This window comes from Streptomyces sp. NPDC047841 (genome assembly GCF_040704085.1).
Classification (GTDB): domain Bacteria; phylum Actinomycetota; class Actinomycetes; order Streptomycetales; family Streptomycetaceae; genus Streptomyces; species Streptomyces argyrophylli.
This window is the reverse complement of sequence record NZ_JBEYRP010000001.1, coordinates 401591-418043: the sequence shown is the minus strand read 5'-3', so window position 1 is coordinate 418043 and position 16453 is coordinate 401591. Positions and strand designations below refer to the sequence as shown.

Genomic DNA, 16453 nt, shown 5'->3' with positions numbered 1-16453 from the left:
GCCGGCGCCGTAGCGCCCCCTGCCCGCGCTGTTCGACTGAAAAGCTTGGCCAGTCGAATTGGACCGGGGATCGGATAGCTTCTTTCTTGTCTTCAAGAAGTGCTTCCGTTTCCTGTGTGGGGTGTGGACAGGTGAGTCAGCTCAGTGCCGGCCAAGCGCAGCTTCTCGAAATGCTCCGCAATCGGAAAGCGGAAAAGGCCGAAGTCTCGATTCCGAAGGTGGAGCAGGGTGCCAGAGTTCCGCTGCTTCCTGCACAGGCTCGTATCTGGTACTTCACCAGGCGTTTTCCGCAGAGCACGGAATACAACCTCTTCGACGCCGTCACCCTCGCGAAGGCTCCCGACCGGGAGCGGCTGACCGCCGCCGTCCGGACGCTGACCGAGCGCCACGACGCGCTGCGGCTGCGGATCGTGGAGGTGGACGGCGAGCCCGTGCAGGAGGACTGCGGCGTCCCCGCCCCGCCGGTGCTCTGGCACGACCTGCGCGACCTCGGCCAGGAGGCCGCCGAGGCCCGGGCCGCCGCGATCGTCCAGGAGGCGGCGGCGCGTCCGCTGCGCACCGACGAGGCGCCGATGTTCCGCGTCCTCGCGCTGCTCCTGCCGGACGGCCGGGCCGTGCTCGCCCTCGGCTTCCACCACGTGATCATCGACCACTGGTCGGTCGGCCAGGTCATGGGCGAGCTGACCCGCCTGCTGGCCGGCCACGAGCTGCCGCCCGCCCACGGCATCGGCTACCTCGACTACGCCGCCGCCCAGGCCCGGAGCCTCGACCCGGCCCGTGAGGCACGCGAACTGGCGTACTGGACGGAGCGGCTCGGCGGCGAGCTGCCCGTGCTCGACCTGCCCAAGGACCGGCCCCGGCCGGCCACCGAGACGCGCGGCGGCGAACTGGTCGGCTTCCACGTCGAGGCCCCGCTCGCCGACCGGGTGCGCCGCTTCGCCACGGCCGAGAACACCTCGATGTTCGTCGTCCTGCTCGCGGCCTACCAGACCTTCCTCTCCCGGCTCACCGGCCAGAGCGACGTCGTCGTCGGCTCACCGCTCGCCGGCCGCGACGACGAGACCGCCGAGAAGATCGTCGGCTGCTTCGTCAAGCCGGTCGCGCTCCGCGGCGACCTGTCGGCGGCGCCCGCCTTCCGCACGCTGGTCCAGCAGACGCAGCGGACCGTGCTGGAGGCCCAGGACCACCAGATGGTGCCGTTCGAGCGGGTCGTCGCCGAGCTGGGCGTCGTCCGCACCCCCGGCGTCAACCCCGTCTTCCAGACCATCTTCGGCTTCCAGGACGGCGTCATGGTCGACGCCGACGCCGGCGGCGGCTCCCTCGTGTCGCTCGACACCAAGTCGGCCCGCACCGACCTGTCGCTGTCCGTCACCGACGAGGGCGGGCGCCTGCGCGGCCTGCTGGAGTACTCCTGCGACCTGTTCCACCGCTCGACGGTCGAGCGGTTCGGGCAGATGTACCTCGACCTGCTCGACGCCCTCCTCGACGCACCCGGCACCTCCGTCGCCGACGCCCCGCTGCTCACCGAGGACGGCCGCCGCCACATCCTGCACGGCCTCAACGCGTACGCGAAGCCGGACATCGCGTACCGGACGCTGGCCGAGCCCTTCGAGGAGCAGGTCCTGCGCACCCCCGACGCCGTCGCCCTCATCGGCGAGGAGGGCGAGGTCACCTACGCGGAGATGAACGCGCGCGCCAACCGCCTCGCCCACCACCTGCGGGACCGGGGCGTACGGCCCGGCGGCAAGGTCGCCGTCTGCATGGACCGCGGCTTCGCCATGGTGATCGCGCTGTACGCCGTCGCCAAGACCGGCGCCGCCTACGTGCCGATGGATCCCGAGCTGCCCGACGGCCGCATGGAGTTCATGCTCGCCGACACGGAACCCCAGCTGGTCCTCGCCGACGAACTCGGCGCCGGGCAGCTCCCGCAGGGGCCCTGGCCCGTGCTGTGCCTCACCGGCGACGAGCGTCCCTGGGAGGAGTGCCCGAGCGACGACCTCACGGTGTCCACCCGGCCCGACGCGCTCGCCTTCCTGCTCTACACGTCCGGCTCGACCGGCCGCCCCAAGGCCGTGGCCTACCCCGTCGACGGCGCCCTCGCCAACATCTTCTGGCTCCAGCGGCACTACCCCTTCGGCCCCGGCGACGCCAACATCCTCAAGACCTCGTACGGCTTCGACGTCTCCACCTGGGAGCTGTACTGGCCGCTCTACTACGGCGCCCGCCTCGCCGTCGCCCGCCCCGGCGGCCACCGCGACCCCGAGCACCTGCTCGACCTGACCGAGCGGTACCAGGTCACCACCCTCTTCTTCGTCCCCACGATGATGGAGGTCTTCCTGGCGGCCGCCCCGCCCGGCAGCTGCCGCTCCCTGCGCCGGGTCGTCATCGGCGGCGAGGAGGTCAAGCCCCGGCTGCGCGACGCCTTCCACGCCCACTTCGACGCCGACCTCGTCAACTGCTGCGGCCCCACGGAGGCCGGCACCGTCGTGGAGGGCGTCATCCCCCGGGAGCCCGGCGTCCCGGTCCTGCCGCTCGGCCGGCCCTGCGACAACTTCCGCGTCTACATCCTCGGCCCCGGCCTGGAGGTCCTCCCGGTCGGCGTCCCCGGCGAGATGTACATCGGCGGCGAGACCGGCCTCGCGCACGGCTACCACAACCGCCCCGCCCTGACCGCCGAACGGTTCCTGCCCGACCCCTTCGGCCCGGTCGGCGAGCGGATGTACCGCACCGGCGACCTGTGCCGCTACCGCGAGGACGGGGTGATCGAGCACCTGGGCCGCATCGACCGCCAGGTCAAGGTCAGGGGCCTGCGCATCGAGCTCTCCGAGATCGAGTCGGTCCTCCGCGACCACCCCGACGTGCACGCCTGCGTCGCCCTCGCCCCGAGCGCCTTCGAGGGCCGCATCGCCGCCTTCGTCGTGCCCGAGCCGGGCCACGAGCCCGTCCCGCGCGAACTGGAGCGGCACGCCCGCCACCACCTGCCGACGCACATGGTGCCCGCGGCCGTCGTCACCGTCGACCACATCCCGTACAACGTCAACGGCAAGATCGACGACAAGGCCCTGCTCGGACAGCTCGGCAGCGAGGCCGCCGGCGGCTCCACGGAGCTGGTCGCCCCCGAGGGCGAGACGGAGACCCGGCTCGCGGCGGTCTTCCGCGAGGTGCTCGGCATCGAGACGCTCAGCGTCACCGACGGCTTCTTCTCCCTCGGCGGCCACTCCCTGCTCGTCTTCAAGCTCATCGCCGCCTGCGGCCGGGAGCTGGGCATACGGCCCACCGTCGGCGACGTCTTCGCCGCGCCCTCCGTCCGCGAACTCGCCGTCCGCCTCGGCACGGCCCGCGAGGAGCGCCCCGGCGACGACGTGCTCGTCCCGCTCGTCCGCCCCCAGGGCCGGCCCGTCGTCCTGCTCGTGCACGGCGCCGGCGGCTCCGTCCTGCCCTTCCACGCGGTCGCCCGGGGCCTCGCCGACCAGTACGACGTCTACGGCCTCCAGGCCGCCGAGGACCCGCGCGGCGTCACGACCATCGAGGAGATGGCGGCCCGGTACGTCGCCGCCGCCGACGCCGTACGCGGCACCCGCCCGGTCTTCCTCGCCGGCTGGTCCGTCGGCGGCTGCGTCGCCCTGGAGATGGCCCGGCGGTGGCAGGAGCGCGACGTGGAACTCGCCGGCGTCGCCCTGCTCGACTCCTGGCTGCCGCCCGCCGCCATCGGCGACCCGCCCGCCGCCGAGCAGGCCCGCGCCGCCTTCACGGCCATGGACCTGCTGAAGGGCGAGGGCGACGCGACGGCCCGGCTGGCCGGGCTCTCCGAGGAGGCCGCGCACATCCCCGCCCTGCTGGAGCGGCACCGCGCCGCCTTCCTCGCCTACGCGCCCGAGCCGTACAAGGGCGAGGTGCGTCTGCTGCGGGCGGCCGACCCGTACCCCGATCCCCGGATCGCCTTCCCCGCGATCCTGCGCGGAGAGGACCACGGATGGCGGGAACGGATCTCGGGACTCTCCTTCCGCGAGATCCCCGGGAACCACTTCACCCTCGTCTCCGAGAAGAATTCGGCGGACCTCGCCGATGCCATCCACGAAATCGTCGACGAGACGCTCTCGTTCAGCGAAATCTAGGAATCTGGAGTAGTCGTGACTGATATCGAAATCAGCGCCGGCGCGCGCGGCGCACTCGACGAGCGAGTCGATCTGGAGATCGCCGAGGCCGGACTCGGCCGCGCCGACAACCGCTTCTTCAGCTTCGCCCGGGGATTCGAAACGGAGGATTTCCGCGGCCCGCTCGCCGTCGCTCACCAGTGGCGCGCGATGACCAAGGCGTTCATGTTCACCACCCTGGCCGGGCTCGGCGTGACGGCTCGCGCCCTGGCCGCCCAGCAGTCCCCGTCCCGCGACGTCCTGGCCGCCTTCCAGACCATCTTCCGCGTCATCGGCGACGACCTGGACAACCTCGCCCCGGTCTTCAGCGCGGTCGCCCCCAAGGGCCCCGCCGGAGCCCACTACGTGTGGTGGGAGGACTCCCTCATCACGCCGCTGTCGGAGCACGTCGACGAGGCCGGCCGGAAGTCCGCCGCCGAACTCCCCGAGGGCGTCGTGCGCCTCATCGAGAACATGGAGCGCTTCGCGGACTCCCCGCTCGGCGCCGCCGTCCAGCTGCGGGTCGTCGAGACGATCGCGCTGGACATCGCCGTCGCCTTCCGCCGCGTCTACGGCAAGCTGGAGGTGAACGGCGAGCGCCTCTTCCCCGAGACCGAGGACCTCGCCTGGATCGACTCGCACATCAAGGCCGAGACGATGCACGCCGCGCAGGTCAGCGACGACGAGACCGGCATGACGTTCCTCGTCACCACCCAGGCCGAGGCCCGCGCCTTCGCCGAGATGACCGCCGAGTACTCCGCGAGCTGGGCCGGCGCGCTGAACGCCTTCGCCGACTCCCTCGGCCTGCCCGCCGCCGTCGCCGCGACCCAGGCGGCCTGACATGCGCTCTCACCGCATCGCCGCGCTCACCCTCGACGACGAGCGGCTCGCCGCCGACCTCGCCGTCTCCGAGGGCTTCGCCTACAACGACTCCTACGCCGACTTCGTCAGCACCGGCCTGCTGCGCAGCACCATGCTGTGGAACCAGAGCGGCAGCCTGGAGGAGGCATCCCTCGGCGACTACGAGGGCTCGGCGCGGCCCACCCCCCACGGCGAGGCGCTGACCTACGTCAGCGAACTCATCGGCCGGCTCTTCCGCACCGAGCACCTCAAGTACGCGCGCTTCATGCGGCTCGCCGGCGGCAGCCTCTACGTGCCGCACCGCGACTTCCTGGAGCTGAAGGCCGACATGGTGCGGGTCCACCTCCCGCTCCAGACCGACGACAACGTCTACGCCTCCGAGGAGAACACCGTCTTCCGGATGCGCCGGGGCGAGCTGTGGTGCCTCGACGCCACCCGGACGCACTCCGTCGGCTCCTTCTCCGACCGCGACCGCGTCCACATCGTCTGCGACTTCACCGCCGACAGCCTCCGGCAGGTCCTCGCCTTCGACGTGCCGGACGAGCCGGACATCCCGGCGGGCAACATCGCCGAGCGTCCGCCCCTCGACGACGCGGGCCGCAAGGCGCTGCTCGGCCTCGCCGACGTCGTCGACGAGCACAACTACCAGGAGATACAGACCCTCCTGATCAAGCAGCACTTCACCACCGGCATCTCCGGCGACGACGTCTTCGCCCTGCTGAGGGAGATCGCGGCCGGCAGCGGCCGGGACGACCTGCTCAGCCGCGTCACCGCCCACGAGGAGTACTGCATGGTCAGCCGGTAGCCGGACGCGTCGCGCACGACAGGCCCTGGGACCGCACGACGGAAGGAGACCGCACTCCATGCGGTGGAACGGAATCTATCTCAACGCCTGCGGTGCGGTACTCGGCCGCGGTGAGGAGACCTCGGTCGCGGTGGCCGAGGGACGGTACGACGCGGCGGAGGCGGAGGCCGACGGCTTCCTCTCCATCAGCGTGGCCGACGACGGCCCCGCCGTCGAACTCGCGGTCAAGGCCGCCGACCTCACCATGGGACGCGCCACCGTCGAGCCCGACGACATCGACCTGGTCGTCCACTCCAGCTGCCACCACCAGGGCCTCGACCACTTCGCCCCCGCCTCCTACGTCCAGGGCCGCACCATCGGCGGCCGGGCCGCCGCCGTGGAGGTCAAGCAGTACTCCAACGGCGGCCTGGCCGCCCTGGAGATCGCCGCGGCCTACCTGACCGCCCGGCCGAAGAAGTCCGCCGCCCTGCTCACCACCAGCGACGTGTTCGCCCTCCCCGCCTTCGACCGCTACCGCTCCGACAAGGGCGTGGTCTTCGGTGACGGCGGCACCGGGCTGGTGCTGTCCCGGCGGGGCGGCGTGGCCCGGCTGCTCTCCACCGCCGTCATCAGCGACGGCACCTACGGGGCCGTCTACCTCGGCAACAAGCCCTTCGAGGACGCCCCGGCCGACGGCGACGGGCCGGTCGACCTCCGCGCCCGCCGCGACGAGTACCTCCTGGAGAACGGCGAACTCCTCCTGAAGATCGTCCAGTCGCTCACCGAACGCCAGCAGGAGAGCGTCTCCGTGGCGCTCGCCGACGCCGGCCTCGGCGCCGGCGACATCGACCGCTGGGTCCTCACCAACGTCGGCCGCACCCTGGACGACCTCGACTTCCGGTCCATGTTCGGCATCGAGGACGCCAGGACCACCTGGGAGTGGGGCCGCAGGGTCGGGCACATCGGCGCCGCCGACCAGATCGCCGGACTCACCCACCTCCTGGAGACCGGACAGGTCGTCCCCGGCGACCGGGTGGCGCTCTGCGGCATCGGCATGGGCTTCACGTACGCCTGCGCCGTCGTCGAGATCCTCGAACAGCCCCGGTGGGAGGCCGCCGCGTCATGACCGGATCGCCGCCGCCCGCCCCGGCGTCCCTGCCCGGGGACGACCTTCTGGACCGGATCCGCGCCCTGCGCGACTCGCCCGCGGCCACCGACACGGGACTCGGGGGCGAACTCGGCGCCGTCGCCGACCCCCTGCTGCTGCACGAGGCAGGCCGGCTGCTCGAAGGCGTGGCGGCGGCCCGGCTGACCCGCGCACCGGACACCCGCGTCGGCACCCTGCGGGTCGCCGTCGCCGCCACCTTCACCGCCGACGACGCCGTCCCCCTGCTGCGGGCGGCGCTGCTGGCCGGCGGCATCGACGCGGAGCTCCACCTGTGCCCCTACGACCAGCTCGGCATCCAGCTCACCGACCCGGCCTCCGCCCTCGCCGAGTTCGCGCCCGAGGTGACGCTCTGCCTCCTGGACGCCGGGGCCCTGCTGCCGCGCGACTGGGACCCGTCCGCCCTGGACGGCGTCCGCACCGCCGTACGCGACCGCGTCGACGCCCACACGGCCGCCGCCGCGGGCTTCGCCGCCCGCACCGGCTGCGCCGTCCTCCTGCACACCGTGCCGCTGCCCCGCCCCGACCGGCGCAGCGTCATCAGCTTCCGGGGCGGGGCGGCGCTCGGCCGGATCTGGCGCGAGGCGAACATCGCGCTCCTCGCCGCCGGCGAGACCCACGACGGGGTCTACACCGTCGACCTGGAGGCGCTCCTCGCCGACGTGCCCGGCCCCGTCCGCGACGAACGGCAGTACCGGTTCGGCCGGATGGCGTGGACGCCGGCCGCGCAACTGGCCTACGCCCGTGAGGCCGCCGCCTTCTGCCGGGCCGTCGCGGGCCTCGGCCGCAAGGTCCTCGTCCTCGACCTCGACAACACGCTGTGGGGCGGCGTCCTCGGCGACGACGGCCCCGCCGGCATCGAACTCGGCACGGTCTACCCCGGCGACTGCTACACCGACCTCCAGCGCCGGGCCCTGGCCCTGCGGCGCCAGGGCGTGCTCCTCGCCGTGTGCAGCAAGAACGAACGCGCCCTCGTGGAGGAGACCCTGGCCGGCCACCCGGACATGGTGCTCCGCCCGGACGACTTCGTCGCCGTCGTCGCCGACTGGCAGCGCAAGGACCTGCACGTCGCCGCCCTCGCCGAGGAACTCAGCCTGGGGCTCGACGCGTTCGTCTTCGCCGACGACAGCCCCTTCGAGTGCGGCATGGTGGCCGGCTCCCTGCCCCAGGTCGACGTCGTGGGCCTGGACGGCGACCCCGCCTGCCACTCGACCAGGCTCCTCGAACCCGCCCGCTTCGCCCAGCTCGGCGTCACCGCCACCGACGCCGAACGCACCGCGCTCTACCGCGGCCGGCGCGAACGCCACCGGCTGAGCACCACGCACGAGACGGCGGAGGAGTATCTGCGGGCCCTCGGCATCCACGTCACCGTCGGTCCCGCCGACGCGTACACCCTGCCCCGGCTCGTCCAGCTCGAACAGCGCACCAACCAGTTCAACATGACCGGCCGCGCCCACGGTGAGGCCCTCACCCGGCGGCTCGCCGGCGACCCCGGGCACCTCGTGCTCGCCGTCGAGGTCACCGACCGCTTCGGCGGCGAGGGCGTGGTCGGCGGTGTCTGGCTGGACCGGGGCCCGGACCGGTGGACCGTGCGCAACCTCGTCCTCAGCTGCCGGGTGCTCGCCCGGGGCGTCGAGCGGGCCGTCCTGCAGTACGTCGCCGACACCGCCCGTGCCGCCGGCGCCGCCGTCCTGGAGACCCGCTTTTGCCCGACCGCCCGCAACGCGCCCGCCGCGACCCTCTACCCCTCCGCCGGCTTCACCCGCGCCGAAGGACCCGCCGGCGACGACGAGACCGTCCACCACGAGGCCCGTCTCGACCGGCTCCCCGCCCTGACCCCCGACTGGATCACCCTGGTCGCCAAGGAGGCCCCGGCCCATGTCTGACACGATGACCACCCTGCGACCCCTCGTCGCCCGCGTCTCCCACCACCCCGCCGAGTCCCTCGCCCCCGACACCCGCTTCACGGCCCTCGGCAGCTGGGGCAGCCTGGCGGCGATGCGCCTGCTGGCGGCCGTCGAGCAGACGTACGGCGTGCAGCTGGACCTGCGTGCCTACATGAAGCTGGAGACGGTCGGCGAGCTGGCGTCGGAGATCTCGACCCGCCTCTCGGGAGGGCCGGCGGCCCATGCGGGGTGAGCCCGCGGGCGGGACCGGCCCCCGCACGGACGGCCCGCCGTGATCCTCGGTGTCGACCACGTCGGCCTCGCCACCGCCGAGCCCGCCCGGGCCGGGGAGCAGCTCGCCGCGCTCGGGATGGTCCGCACGGACCACGGGCGGGCCGACGCCTACGGAGTCGCCTGCGAGTTCTGGAACCTGCCCGGGGACCGGGCCGGTACCGCCGTCGAGCTGGTGTCGCCCACGCGCGCCGGGTCGGCGGTCGACGGGCGGCTCGCCGGGCAGGGGCCGGGCCTGTACCACCTCGCCCTCGTCGTCGACGACCTCGCCGGCGAGACCGCCCGCCTGCGCCGGGGCGGCTTCCTCGCCCTGGACGCCGAGCCGTGCCGGGGCGCCCGCCCCGGTATGCGCGTCGCGTTCCTGTACCTGCCCGAGCCCGCCGAACTCCTGGTGGAGCTGGTCCACTACGCGCCGCCCGCCCCGTCCCGCTGAAGCGGGGCGCGCACGTCCCGTTCCCGTACATCCGCCACCACCACATGGCCTTCACACCCTGGGGAGAACATGCCCTCCGACACGACCGCCGCCGCCCCCGCGAAGACCCGCGTCCAGCGCCGTCGTCATTACCTGATGTGCCGCCCCTCCCACTTCGAGGTGGTGTACGCCATCAACCCGTGGATGGACCCGGCCAAGCCGGTCGACACCGGTCTCGCCGTCCTCCAGTGGGAGCGGCTGCGCGAGCTGTACCTGGAGCTCGGGCACACCGTCGACCTGATCGACCCGCTGCCCGGTCTGCCCGACATGGTGTACGCGGCGAACGGCGCCACCGTCGTCGACGGCCGGGTGCTCGGCGCCAGCTTCCGCAACGCCGAGCGCCGCGCCGAGGGCCCCGCGTACCTGGAGTGGTTCCGGGCGAACGGCTTCACCGAGCGGCACGACCCGGCGTACGTCAACGAGGGCGAGGGCGACTTCCTCGTCACCGGCCGCTTCGTCCTGGCGGGCCACGGCTTCCGCAGCGACGCGCGCAGCCACCAGGAGGCGCAGTCCTTCTTCGGCCGTCCGGTCGTCAGCCTGGAACTCGTCGACCCCCGCTACTACCACCTCGACACGGCGCTGGCCGTCCTCGACGGCGACGAGATCATGTACCACCCGGAGGCGTTCGCCACGGGCAGCCGCGAGGTGCTGCGTTCGCTCTTCCCGGACGCCCTCGAGGTGTCGGCGGCGGACGCGGAGGTCTTCGGCCTGAACGCGGTCTCCGACGGCCTCAACGTCGTCCTGCCGGAGGCGGCCCGGCTCCTCGCCGGCCGGCTGCGCGAACGCGGCTTCAACCCCATCGGCATGGACTTGTCCGAACTCCTCAAGGGCGGCGGCAGCGTGAAGTGCTGCACCCTCGAGATCCGTCACTGAGCACCCGTACCCCCCGTACCGACTCAGGAAGGTATTCCCCATGGACGTGATGACGGCGGTCATGACCAGGCGCAGCGAGCAGACCCTGCACGGCCCGGCCCCGAGCGACGGGGAGTTCGCCTATCTGCTCCGCGGCGCGAGCACCGCGCCGGACCACGGGCGGCTGCGGCCCTGGCGGTGGGTGCTGCTGCGGGAGGAGGACCGCGACGCCCTGGGGCGCTGCCTGGCGGACGAGGCGGGAGGGGACGAGGTGACCGTGGAGCGGATGCGGGCCAAGCTGCGCCGGGCCCCGCTGGTCGCCGCGCTGGTCTTCTCGCCGCGCGAGGGCCGGATACCGGAGTGGGAGCAGCTGGCGGCCGCCACGTGCATGACGCACGCGCTGATGCTGCTGCTGCACTCGCGCGGTTACGGGAGCATCTGGCGCACCGGCGCGCTGGCGCGCAGCACGACGGCGGCCGGGCTGCTCTGCCTGGAGCCGGGGGAGCGGCTGCTGGGCTCCCTGGACATCGGGACGCCCGACCCCACGGCGACGCGCCACCGCCGTCCGATGGAGGACGTGTCGGGCCTGATCACGTCCTTCGCCGACCTGCGGGACCGGAGCGCGGCGGTCCGGGTGCCGGCCGGGCACGGGGCGGCCTAGGCCGATGGGGGTTCCCGCGCCGCTGGTCCCGCGTCCCGTCGGGCAGGGGCTGCCGGACGCGGGGCTGGAACCGCCGGAGGCGGGCGGCCCGCCGCAGCTGTGGCTGGTCCGGGCCGACGCCTACGCCGTGGGGCCGGACGCCGCCCGTCTGCTCGCCGGGGACCGGGCGGCGCGGCGGTCGCGGTTCGCGCCCGCGACGGACCGGCACCGCCACACCGTGGCCCATGTGGTCCTGCGCCGGCTGCTCGGCGCGTACCTGGGGCAGGATCCGGCCGAGGTGGCGCTTGTGCGCCTGCCGTGTGAGCGCTGCGGCCGGCCCGGCGGCCGGCCGGCGCCGCGCGGGGCGGACCTGCACTTCTCGCTCTCCCACAGCGGTGAACTGGCGCTGTACGCGTTCGCCCGCGCCCCGGTCGGGGTGGACGTGGAGGCGGCGCCGCCCGCCGGCACGGCCGGCGAACTGGCGGCGATGCTGCACCCCCGGGAGCGGGCGGAGCTGGCGGCGCTGCCGCCGGCGGAGCGCGGGGAGGCGTTCCTGCGCTGCTGGACGCGGAAGGAGGCGTGCCTGAAGGGGCTGGGGGCGGGGCTGACGCACGGGATCGAGGAGCCGTACGTGGGGGGCGGCGAGGTGCCGGGAGCGGTGGCGGGATGGCGTCTCGCGGATGTGCGGATCCCCGCGGGATATCGCGCGGCGGTGGCCGTATCCGTACGCTGATGTCCCGTGATGGGCGCCTCTTTTTTGGCGCGATTGGGAGGAACGTTTCTCCGGCGAAGCGATAAAATGCGCTTTCAGTTATGGTCTCACACCTGACCAGTTTCGGGGGCGGTCGCGCTTCGTCCCTGGGAGCTGTGAGAAGGCACCTGACCATCCCAGGGGGAGGAGTGGCTGTTGCTGGAAGTGCTCGGTTTGGAGCCGGATGTCGAGGCAGTCTACCGATTGCTGTTGGAACGGCCCGATATGGGGGTGCGGGACATCTCCGCGAACCTGGGCCTGCCGGAAAAATCCGTCCGCCACGCGCTGGACGACCTCGCCGACCTGCACCTTCTCCGCCCGGGGGAGACTGACGAGCAGCACCTGACGGTGAGCCCCGAGGTCGGACTGAGCGTCCTGCTCAACCGCATCGAGCTGGAACTGGGTGCGAAGCAGCGCAAGTTGGAGACGGCCCGTTCTTCGGTGGCCGCGCTGATCACGCGGTACGGCCAGCAGCGGCACGCGCCGGAGATCATTCGTCAGCTCTTCGGCCTGGAAGCGGTCCGACTCCGCCTCGAACAGCTCGCCGCGACCGCCCGCACGGAATGCCTCTCTTTCTTCCCCGGCGGGGCCCAGCGCCCGGATGTCATGGAATCGAGCAAACCGCTCGATCAAATGGCCCTGGAACGCGGTGTTTCCCTCCGCACGCTCTACCAGGACAGTTTCCGCAACGACCCCGGCACGCGGGAGTACGTCCACTGGCTCTCCACGCTGGGCGGCGAGACGCGCACCGTCCCCAGCCTTCCCATGCTGATGGTCCTCGTCGACCGTGAGATCGCCCTCGTCCCCCTCGACCCCGAGGACGTCCGCCAGGGCGCCCTGGAGATCCGCAGCCGCGGCGTCGTGGAGGCCCTGCACGTCCTGTTCACCCGCTTCTGGGACGCCGGCATCCCCTGGTACGAACAGGACGGCCCCGACTCCACCGGCCTCTCCCGCCGTGAACGCGAGCTGATGTACCTCCTGGCGAGCGGCCACACCGACGAGGCCATCAGCAAGAAACTCGGCGTCTCCCTGCGCACGGTGCGCCGCACCGTCTCCAACCTCATGGCCCGCCTGGAAGCCCGCAGCCGCTTCGAGGCCGGGGTTCTGGCCGCCCGCGCGGGCTGGCTCTCCTAGGGACAGGGCGACGTCCGCGAGGGTCGCCGCCACGAAGGCGGCGACCCGGAACCGGCGACGGTGTGCGGTCGCAGGGGGCGTGTGAGGCAGGTCGCGTCAGGTGCGGGTCCAGCGCTGGTTGCTGCCGTTCGAGCAGGAGTAGAGCTGGATCAGGGTGCCGTTGGCGGTGCCGTTCCCGACGGCGTCGAGGCAGAGGCCGGACTGGACGCCGACGATGGATCCGTCGGAGTTGAGGCGCCATTTCTGGTTGTCGCCGCCCCAGCAGCCGTAGATCTGGACCTTGGTGCCGTTGCCGGTTCCGCCGGCGTCCAGGCACTTGTTGCCGTAGACCTTGAGTTCACCGGCGTCGGTGAGCGTCCACTGCTGGTTGGTGGCGCTGTTGCAGTCCCACAGCTGGACCTGGGTGCCGTCGGTGGTACTGGCGTTGGGCACGTCCAGGCAGCGTCCCGAGCCGACGCCCTTGATCTGTCCGCCTCCCGTGGGGGGAGGCGGGGTGGTGGAGCCACCGTTGAGCGCGTTGAGGACCGCGGTGTAGGCGGGCTTCTTGCTGCCGTCGCCGTTGAACAGCAGGGGCGTGTCACCCGAGCGCCAGGAGTCGCTGTCCCGCACGCCCCAGACGGTGATGCCGAGGCAGCGCGAGACGGCCAGGCAGTCGTTGGTCACGTTGGCGTAGGTCGTGGACGAGGCGCCCTGGATGTCGAGTTCGGTGATGGCCACGTCGACGCCGAGAGCGGCGAAGTTCTGCAGCGTCGTGCGGAAGTTGCTGTTGTAGGGGCTGCCGCTGTTGAAGTGCGACTGGAAGCCGACGCAGTCGATCGGCACGCCGCGCTGCTTGAAGTCGCGGACCATGTTGTACACGCCCTGGGTCTTCGCCCAGGTCCAGTTCTCGATGTTGTAGTCGTTGTAGCAGAGCTTGGCCGACGGGTCGGCGGCGCGTGCGGTGCGGAAGGCGACCTCGATCCAGTCGTTGCCGGTGCGCTGCAGGTTGGAGTCCCGGCGGCCGCCCGAACCGTCGTCCGAGAAGGCCTCGTTCACGACGTCCCACTGGGCGATCTTGCCCTTGTAGTGGCCCATCACGCCGTTGATGTGGTCGATCATCGCCTGGCGCAGCGTGCTGCCGCTGAGGCTCTGCATCCAGCCGGGCTGCTGGGAGTGCCAGGCCAGGGTGTGACCGCGTACCTGCTTGCCGTTCTGCACCGCCCAGTTGTAGACGCGGTCGGCGGCGGTGAAGTTGAACTGGCCCCGCTGCGGCTCGGTGGCGTCGATCTTCATCTCGTTCTCGGGCGTCACCATGTTGAACTCACGGCCTGCGATCGACGTGTACGCCGAGTCGCCCAGCCTGCCCGAGGCGATGGCGGTGCCGAAGTAGCGGCCGCTCTGCGCCGCCGCGGCGCCGAGCGTGCTCTCGGCGGCGTGTGCGGCCGGCGGCGCGGCCAGCGCGGTGACCGTACCGAGGACGCCGGCGACCAGCGCCAGCAGTAAGCCGCGGGTTTTCCGGCAGCGGACCAAGGGTCGGGAAAGGGCACAAGAGCCCATGGGTGTGCCTCCGAGGTAGGAATCACGGATGGACTGCGACACGGATGCGCAGGTGCGAACCTCACCGGGACGAAGCGGGGCGGCGCGGGTGCTGTGGTGCGCGGATGAGGCCGGTGTCTCAGACAGGGATGATTGAGGCGGTGACCAGGGATCGTCAATACATCTCGCAAGAAAAATTTACGATCGCTGTACGAAACTTTCGAATTAATGGCGAGGGCGGTGAGCCAGCAACTTCCCTCTTTTGCGCCGGCCTTACGCCTCGCAGCGTTGCCGTGCGTGCGGAGCGTGCGCTGACCGGAGCATGGGAAAGCGAACGTTTTCGTCCGTGACCGCGATTCATGCGGGAGGTGTTGACGCCGTTCATCGGTTCTCTATCATTCGGGTTGCTCGAAGCTTCGACACTCGTTCGGTATAGCGAACATACGGATTTGCTCGATCGCGCGTGCAGGGACAGTCCGGGCATATGCGTGTCATGTGCCTGTCATAACGCCACTCCGGCTACCCAAGGGTGAGGAAGTACTCCATGCACAGAGGACGTTTCAGCCGCAGGCACCCGTCCGGGGTGCTCGCCGCCGTGGTCGCGACCCTGGCGGCGCTGGCGGCGATGCTCGTCGCCGCCCCGGCCCAGGCGGCTTCCAGCGGCGCCTTGCGGGGTGTCGGTTCCGGCCGGTGCCTCGACGTGCCGGGCGCCAGCCAGACCGACGGCACGTATCCGCAGTTGTACGACTGCTGGGGCGGGACCAACCAGCAGTGGACGCTGACGGACGGCAACCAGCTCACCGTGTACGGCAACAAGTGCCTGGACGTTCCGGGCCACGCGACCGCGGCCGGTACCCGGGTGCAGATCTGGACCTGTTCCGGCGGCGCGAACCAGCAGTGGCGGGTGAACTCCGACGGCACGGTCGTCGGCGTCGAGTCCGGGCTGTGCCTGGAGGCCGCGGGTGCCGGTACGGCCAACGGCACGGCGGTGCAGATCTGGACGTGCAACGGCGGCAGCAACCAGAAGTGGACCGGTCTGTCCGGGACGACCCCGCCGGACGGCACGTGTGCGCTGCCGTCGACGTACCGGTGGACGTCGACGGGCGCGCTGGCGCAGCCGGCGAACGGGTGGGCCTCGGTGAAGGACTTCACCACCGTCACCTACAACGGCAAGCACCTGGTGTACGCGTCGAACGTCTCCGGGTCGTCGTACGGCTCCATGATGTTCCAGCCCTTCACGAACTGGACGGACATGGCGTCGGCCGGCCAGACCGGGATGAGCCAGGCCGCGGTGGCGCCCACGCTGTTCTACTTCGCGCCCAAGAACATCTGGGTGCTGGCGTACCAGTGGGGTGCCTGGCCCTTCATCTACCGCACGTCGAGCGACCCCACCAACCCCAACGGCTGGTCCGCTCCGCAACCGCTGTTCACCGGGAGCATCTCCGGCTCCGACACCGGCCCGATCGACCAGACCCTGATCGCCGACGGCCAGAACATGTACCTGTTCTTCGCCGGTGACAACGGCAAGATCTACCGGGCGAGCATGCCGATCGGGAACTTCCCGGGCAACTTCGGCTCGTCGTACACGACGGTCATGAGCGACACGAAGGCCAACCTCTTCGAGGCGCCGCAGGTCTACAAGGTGCAGGGCCAGAACCAGTACCTCATGATCGTCGAGGCGATGGGCGCGAACGGGCGCTACTTCCGCTCCTTCACCGCCTCCAGCCTGAGCGGCTCGTGGACCCCGCAGGCCGCCAGTGAGAGCAACCCCTTCGCCGGCAAGGCCAACAGCGGTGCCGGCTGGACCAACGACATCAGCCACGGTGACCTGGTCCGCAACAACCCCGACCAGACCATGACCGTCGACCCCTGCAACCTGCAGTTCCTCTACCAGGGCAAGTCCCCCACCGCGAGCGGCCCGTACGACCAGCTGCCGTGGCGACCGGGCGTGCTGACCCTCCAGCGCTGA

General features: G+C 71.7%; 13 protein-coding genes. 12 read left to right on the top strand and 1 reads right to left on the bottom strand.

Annotation, left to right across the window (positions count from 1 at the left end; all coding sequences use genetic code 11):
* Positions 1-218: 218 nt before the first annotated feature.
* From AB0947_RS01740 to AB0947_RS01690, 11 genes are all read left to right on the top strand, one after another.
* On the top strand, positions 219-4115 hold the full coding sequence (locus tag AB0947_RS01740) for an amino acid adenylation domain-containing protein (protein ID WP_366748290.1): 3897 nt from the start codon (positions 219-221) through the stop codon (positions 4113-4115).
* Between the two features lie 15 nt (positions 4116-4130).
* Entirely contained in the window at positions 4131-4973 is an 843-nt protein-coding gene (locus tag AB0947_RS01735; RefSeq protein ID WP_366748289.1) for a DUF6202 family protein, read from the top strand.
* 1 nt (position 4974) lies between these two features.
* Positions 4975-5799, top strand: coding sequence for an aspartyl/asparaginyl beta-hydroxylase domain-containing protein (locus tag AB0947_RS01730; RefSeq protein ID WP_366748288.1), 825 nt, complete (start codon positions 4975-4977; stop codon positions 5797-5799).
* A 58-nt stretch (positions 5800-5857) separates the two neighbouring features.
* Positions 5858-6904, top strand: a complete 1047-nt coding sequence (locus AB0947_RS01725) for a ketoacyl-ACP synthase III family protein (protein WP_366748287.1) — start codon at positions 5858-5860, stop codon at positions 6902-6904.
* Positions 6901-8829 (top strand): HAD-IIIC family phosphatase, encoded by a 1929-nt coding sequence (locus AB0947_RS01720; RefSeq protein WP_366748286.1) that lies wholly within the window; start codon positions 6901-6903, stop codon positions 8827-8829. Before AB0947_RS01725 ends, AB0947_RS01720 begins: the two co-directional genes overlap by 4 nt.
* Entirely contained in the window at positions 8822-9082 is a 261-nt protein-coding gene (locus tag AB0947_RS01715) for an acyl carrier protein (RefSeq protein WP_366748285.1), read from the top strand. The genes AB0947_RS01720 and AB0947_RS01715 overlap by 8 nt, the downstream gene beginning before the upstream one ends.
* A gap of 39 nt (positions 9083-9121) precedes the next feature.
* Positions 9122-9553 carry a VOC family protein gene (locus AB0947_RS01710; protein WP_366748284.1) on the top strand — a complete coding sequence of 144 codons (432 nt, stop codon included), beginning with the start codon at positions 9122-9124 and terminating at the stop codon, positions 9551-9553.
* Positions 9554-9622: 69 nt separating this feature from the next.
* On the top strand, positions 9623-10465 hold the full coding sequence (ddaH, locus tag AB0947_RS01705; RefSeq protein ID WP_366748283.1) for a dimethylargininase: 843 nt from the start codon (positions 9623-9625) through the stop codon (positions 10463-10465).
* A gap of 40 nt (positions 10466-10505) precedes the next feature.
* On the top strand, positions 10506-11105 hold the full coding sequence (locus AB0947_RS01700; protein ID WP_366748282.1) for a nitroreductase: 600 nt from the start codon (positions 10506-10508) through the stop codon (positions 11103-11105).
* A gap of 4 nt (positions 11106-11109) precedes the next feature.
* On the top strand, positions 11110-11817 hold the full coding sequence (locus tag AB0947_RS01695) for a 4'-phosphopantetheinyl transferase superfamily protein (protein ID WP_366748281.1): 708 nt from the start codon (positions 11110-11112) through the stop codon (positions 11815-11817).
* A 228-nt stretch (positions 11818-12045) separates the two neighbouring features.
* Positions 12046-12969: a helix-turn-helix transcriptional regulator gene (locus tag AB0947_RS01690; RefSeq protein WP_366748280.1), complete on the top strand. Its 924-nt coding sequence runs from the start codon at positions 12046-12048 to the stop codon at positions 12967-12969.
* Between the two features lie 96 nt (positions 12970-13065).
* Here the strand turns inward: AB0947_RS01690 and AB0947_RS01685 are convergent, their stop codons facing one another.
* Positions 13066-14505, bottom strand: a complete 1440-nt coding sequence (locus AB0947_RS01685; protein WP_366748279.1) for an endo-1,4-beta-xylanase — start codon at positions 14503-14505, stop codon at positions 13066-13068.
* 523 nt (positions 14506-15028) lie between these two features.
* On the opposite strand from AB0947_RS01685, the gene AB0947_RS01680 reads away from it, so the two are divergent.
* On the top strand, positions 15029-16453 hold the full coding sequence (locus tag AB0947_RS01680) for a non-reducing end alpha-L-arabinofuranosidase family hydrolase (RefSeq protein WP_366748278.1): 1425 nt from the start codon (positions 15029-15031) through the stop codon (positions 16451-16453).

Bases quoted from the DNA above. Each gene is read 5' to 3' on its own strand.
- ddaH (WP_366748283.1), top strand. From the start codon at position 9,623: ATGCCCTCCGACACGACCGCCGCCGCCCCCGCGAAGACCCGCGTCCAG.
- AB0947_RS01680 (WP_366748278.1), top strand. From the start codon at position 15,029: ATGCACAGAGGACGTTTCAGCCGCAGGCACCCGTCCGGGGTGCTCGCC.
- AB0947_RS01715 (WP_366748285.1), top strand. From the start codon at position 8,822: ATGTCTGACACGATGACCACCCTGCGACCCCTCGTCGCCCGCGTCTCC.
- AB0947_RS01695 (WP_366748281.1), top strand. From the start codon at position 11,110: ATGGGGGTTCCCGCGCCGCTGGTCCCGCGTCCCGTCGGGCAGGGGCTG.
- AB0947_RS01700 (WP_366748282.1), top strand. From the start codon at position 10,506: ATGGACGTGATGACGGCGGTCATGACCAGGCGCAGCGAGCAGACCCTG.
- AB0947_RS01730 (WP_366748288.1), top strand. From the start codon at position 4,975: ATGCGCTCTCACCGCATCGCCGCGCTCACCCTCGACGACGAGCGGCTC.
- AB0947_RS01685 (WP_366748279.1), bottom strand. From the start codon at position 14,505: ATGGGCTCTTGTGCCCTTTCCCGACCCTTGGTCCGCTGCCGGAAAACC.
- AB0947_RS01720 (WP_366748286.1), top strand. From the start codon at position 6,901: ATGACCGGATCGCCGCCGCCCGCCCCGGCGTCCCTGCCCGGGGACGAC.
- AB0947_RS01725 (WP_366748287.1), top strand. From the start codon at position 5,858: ATGCGGTGGAACGGAATCTATCTCAACGCCTGCGGTGCGGTACTCGGC.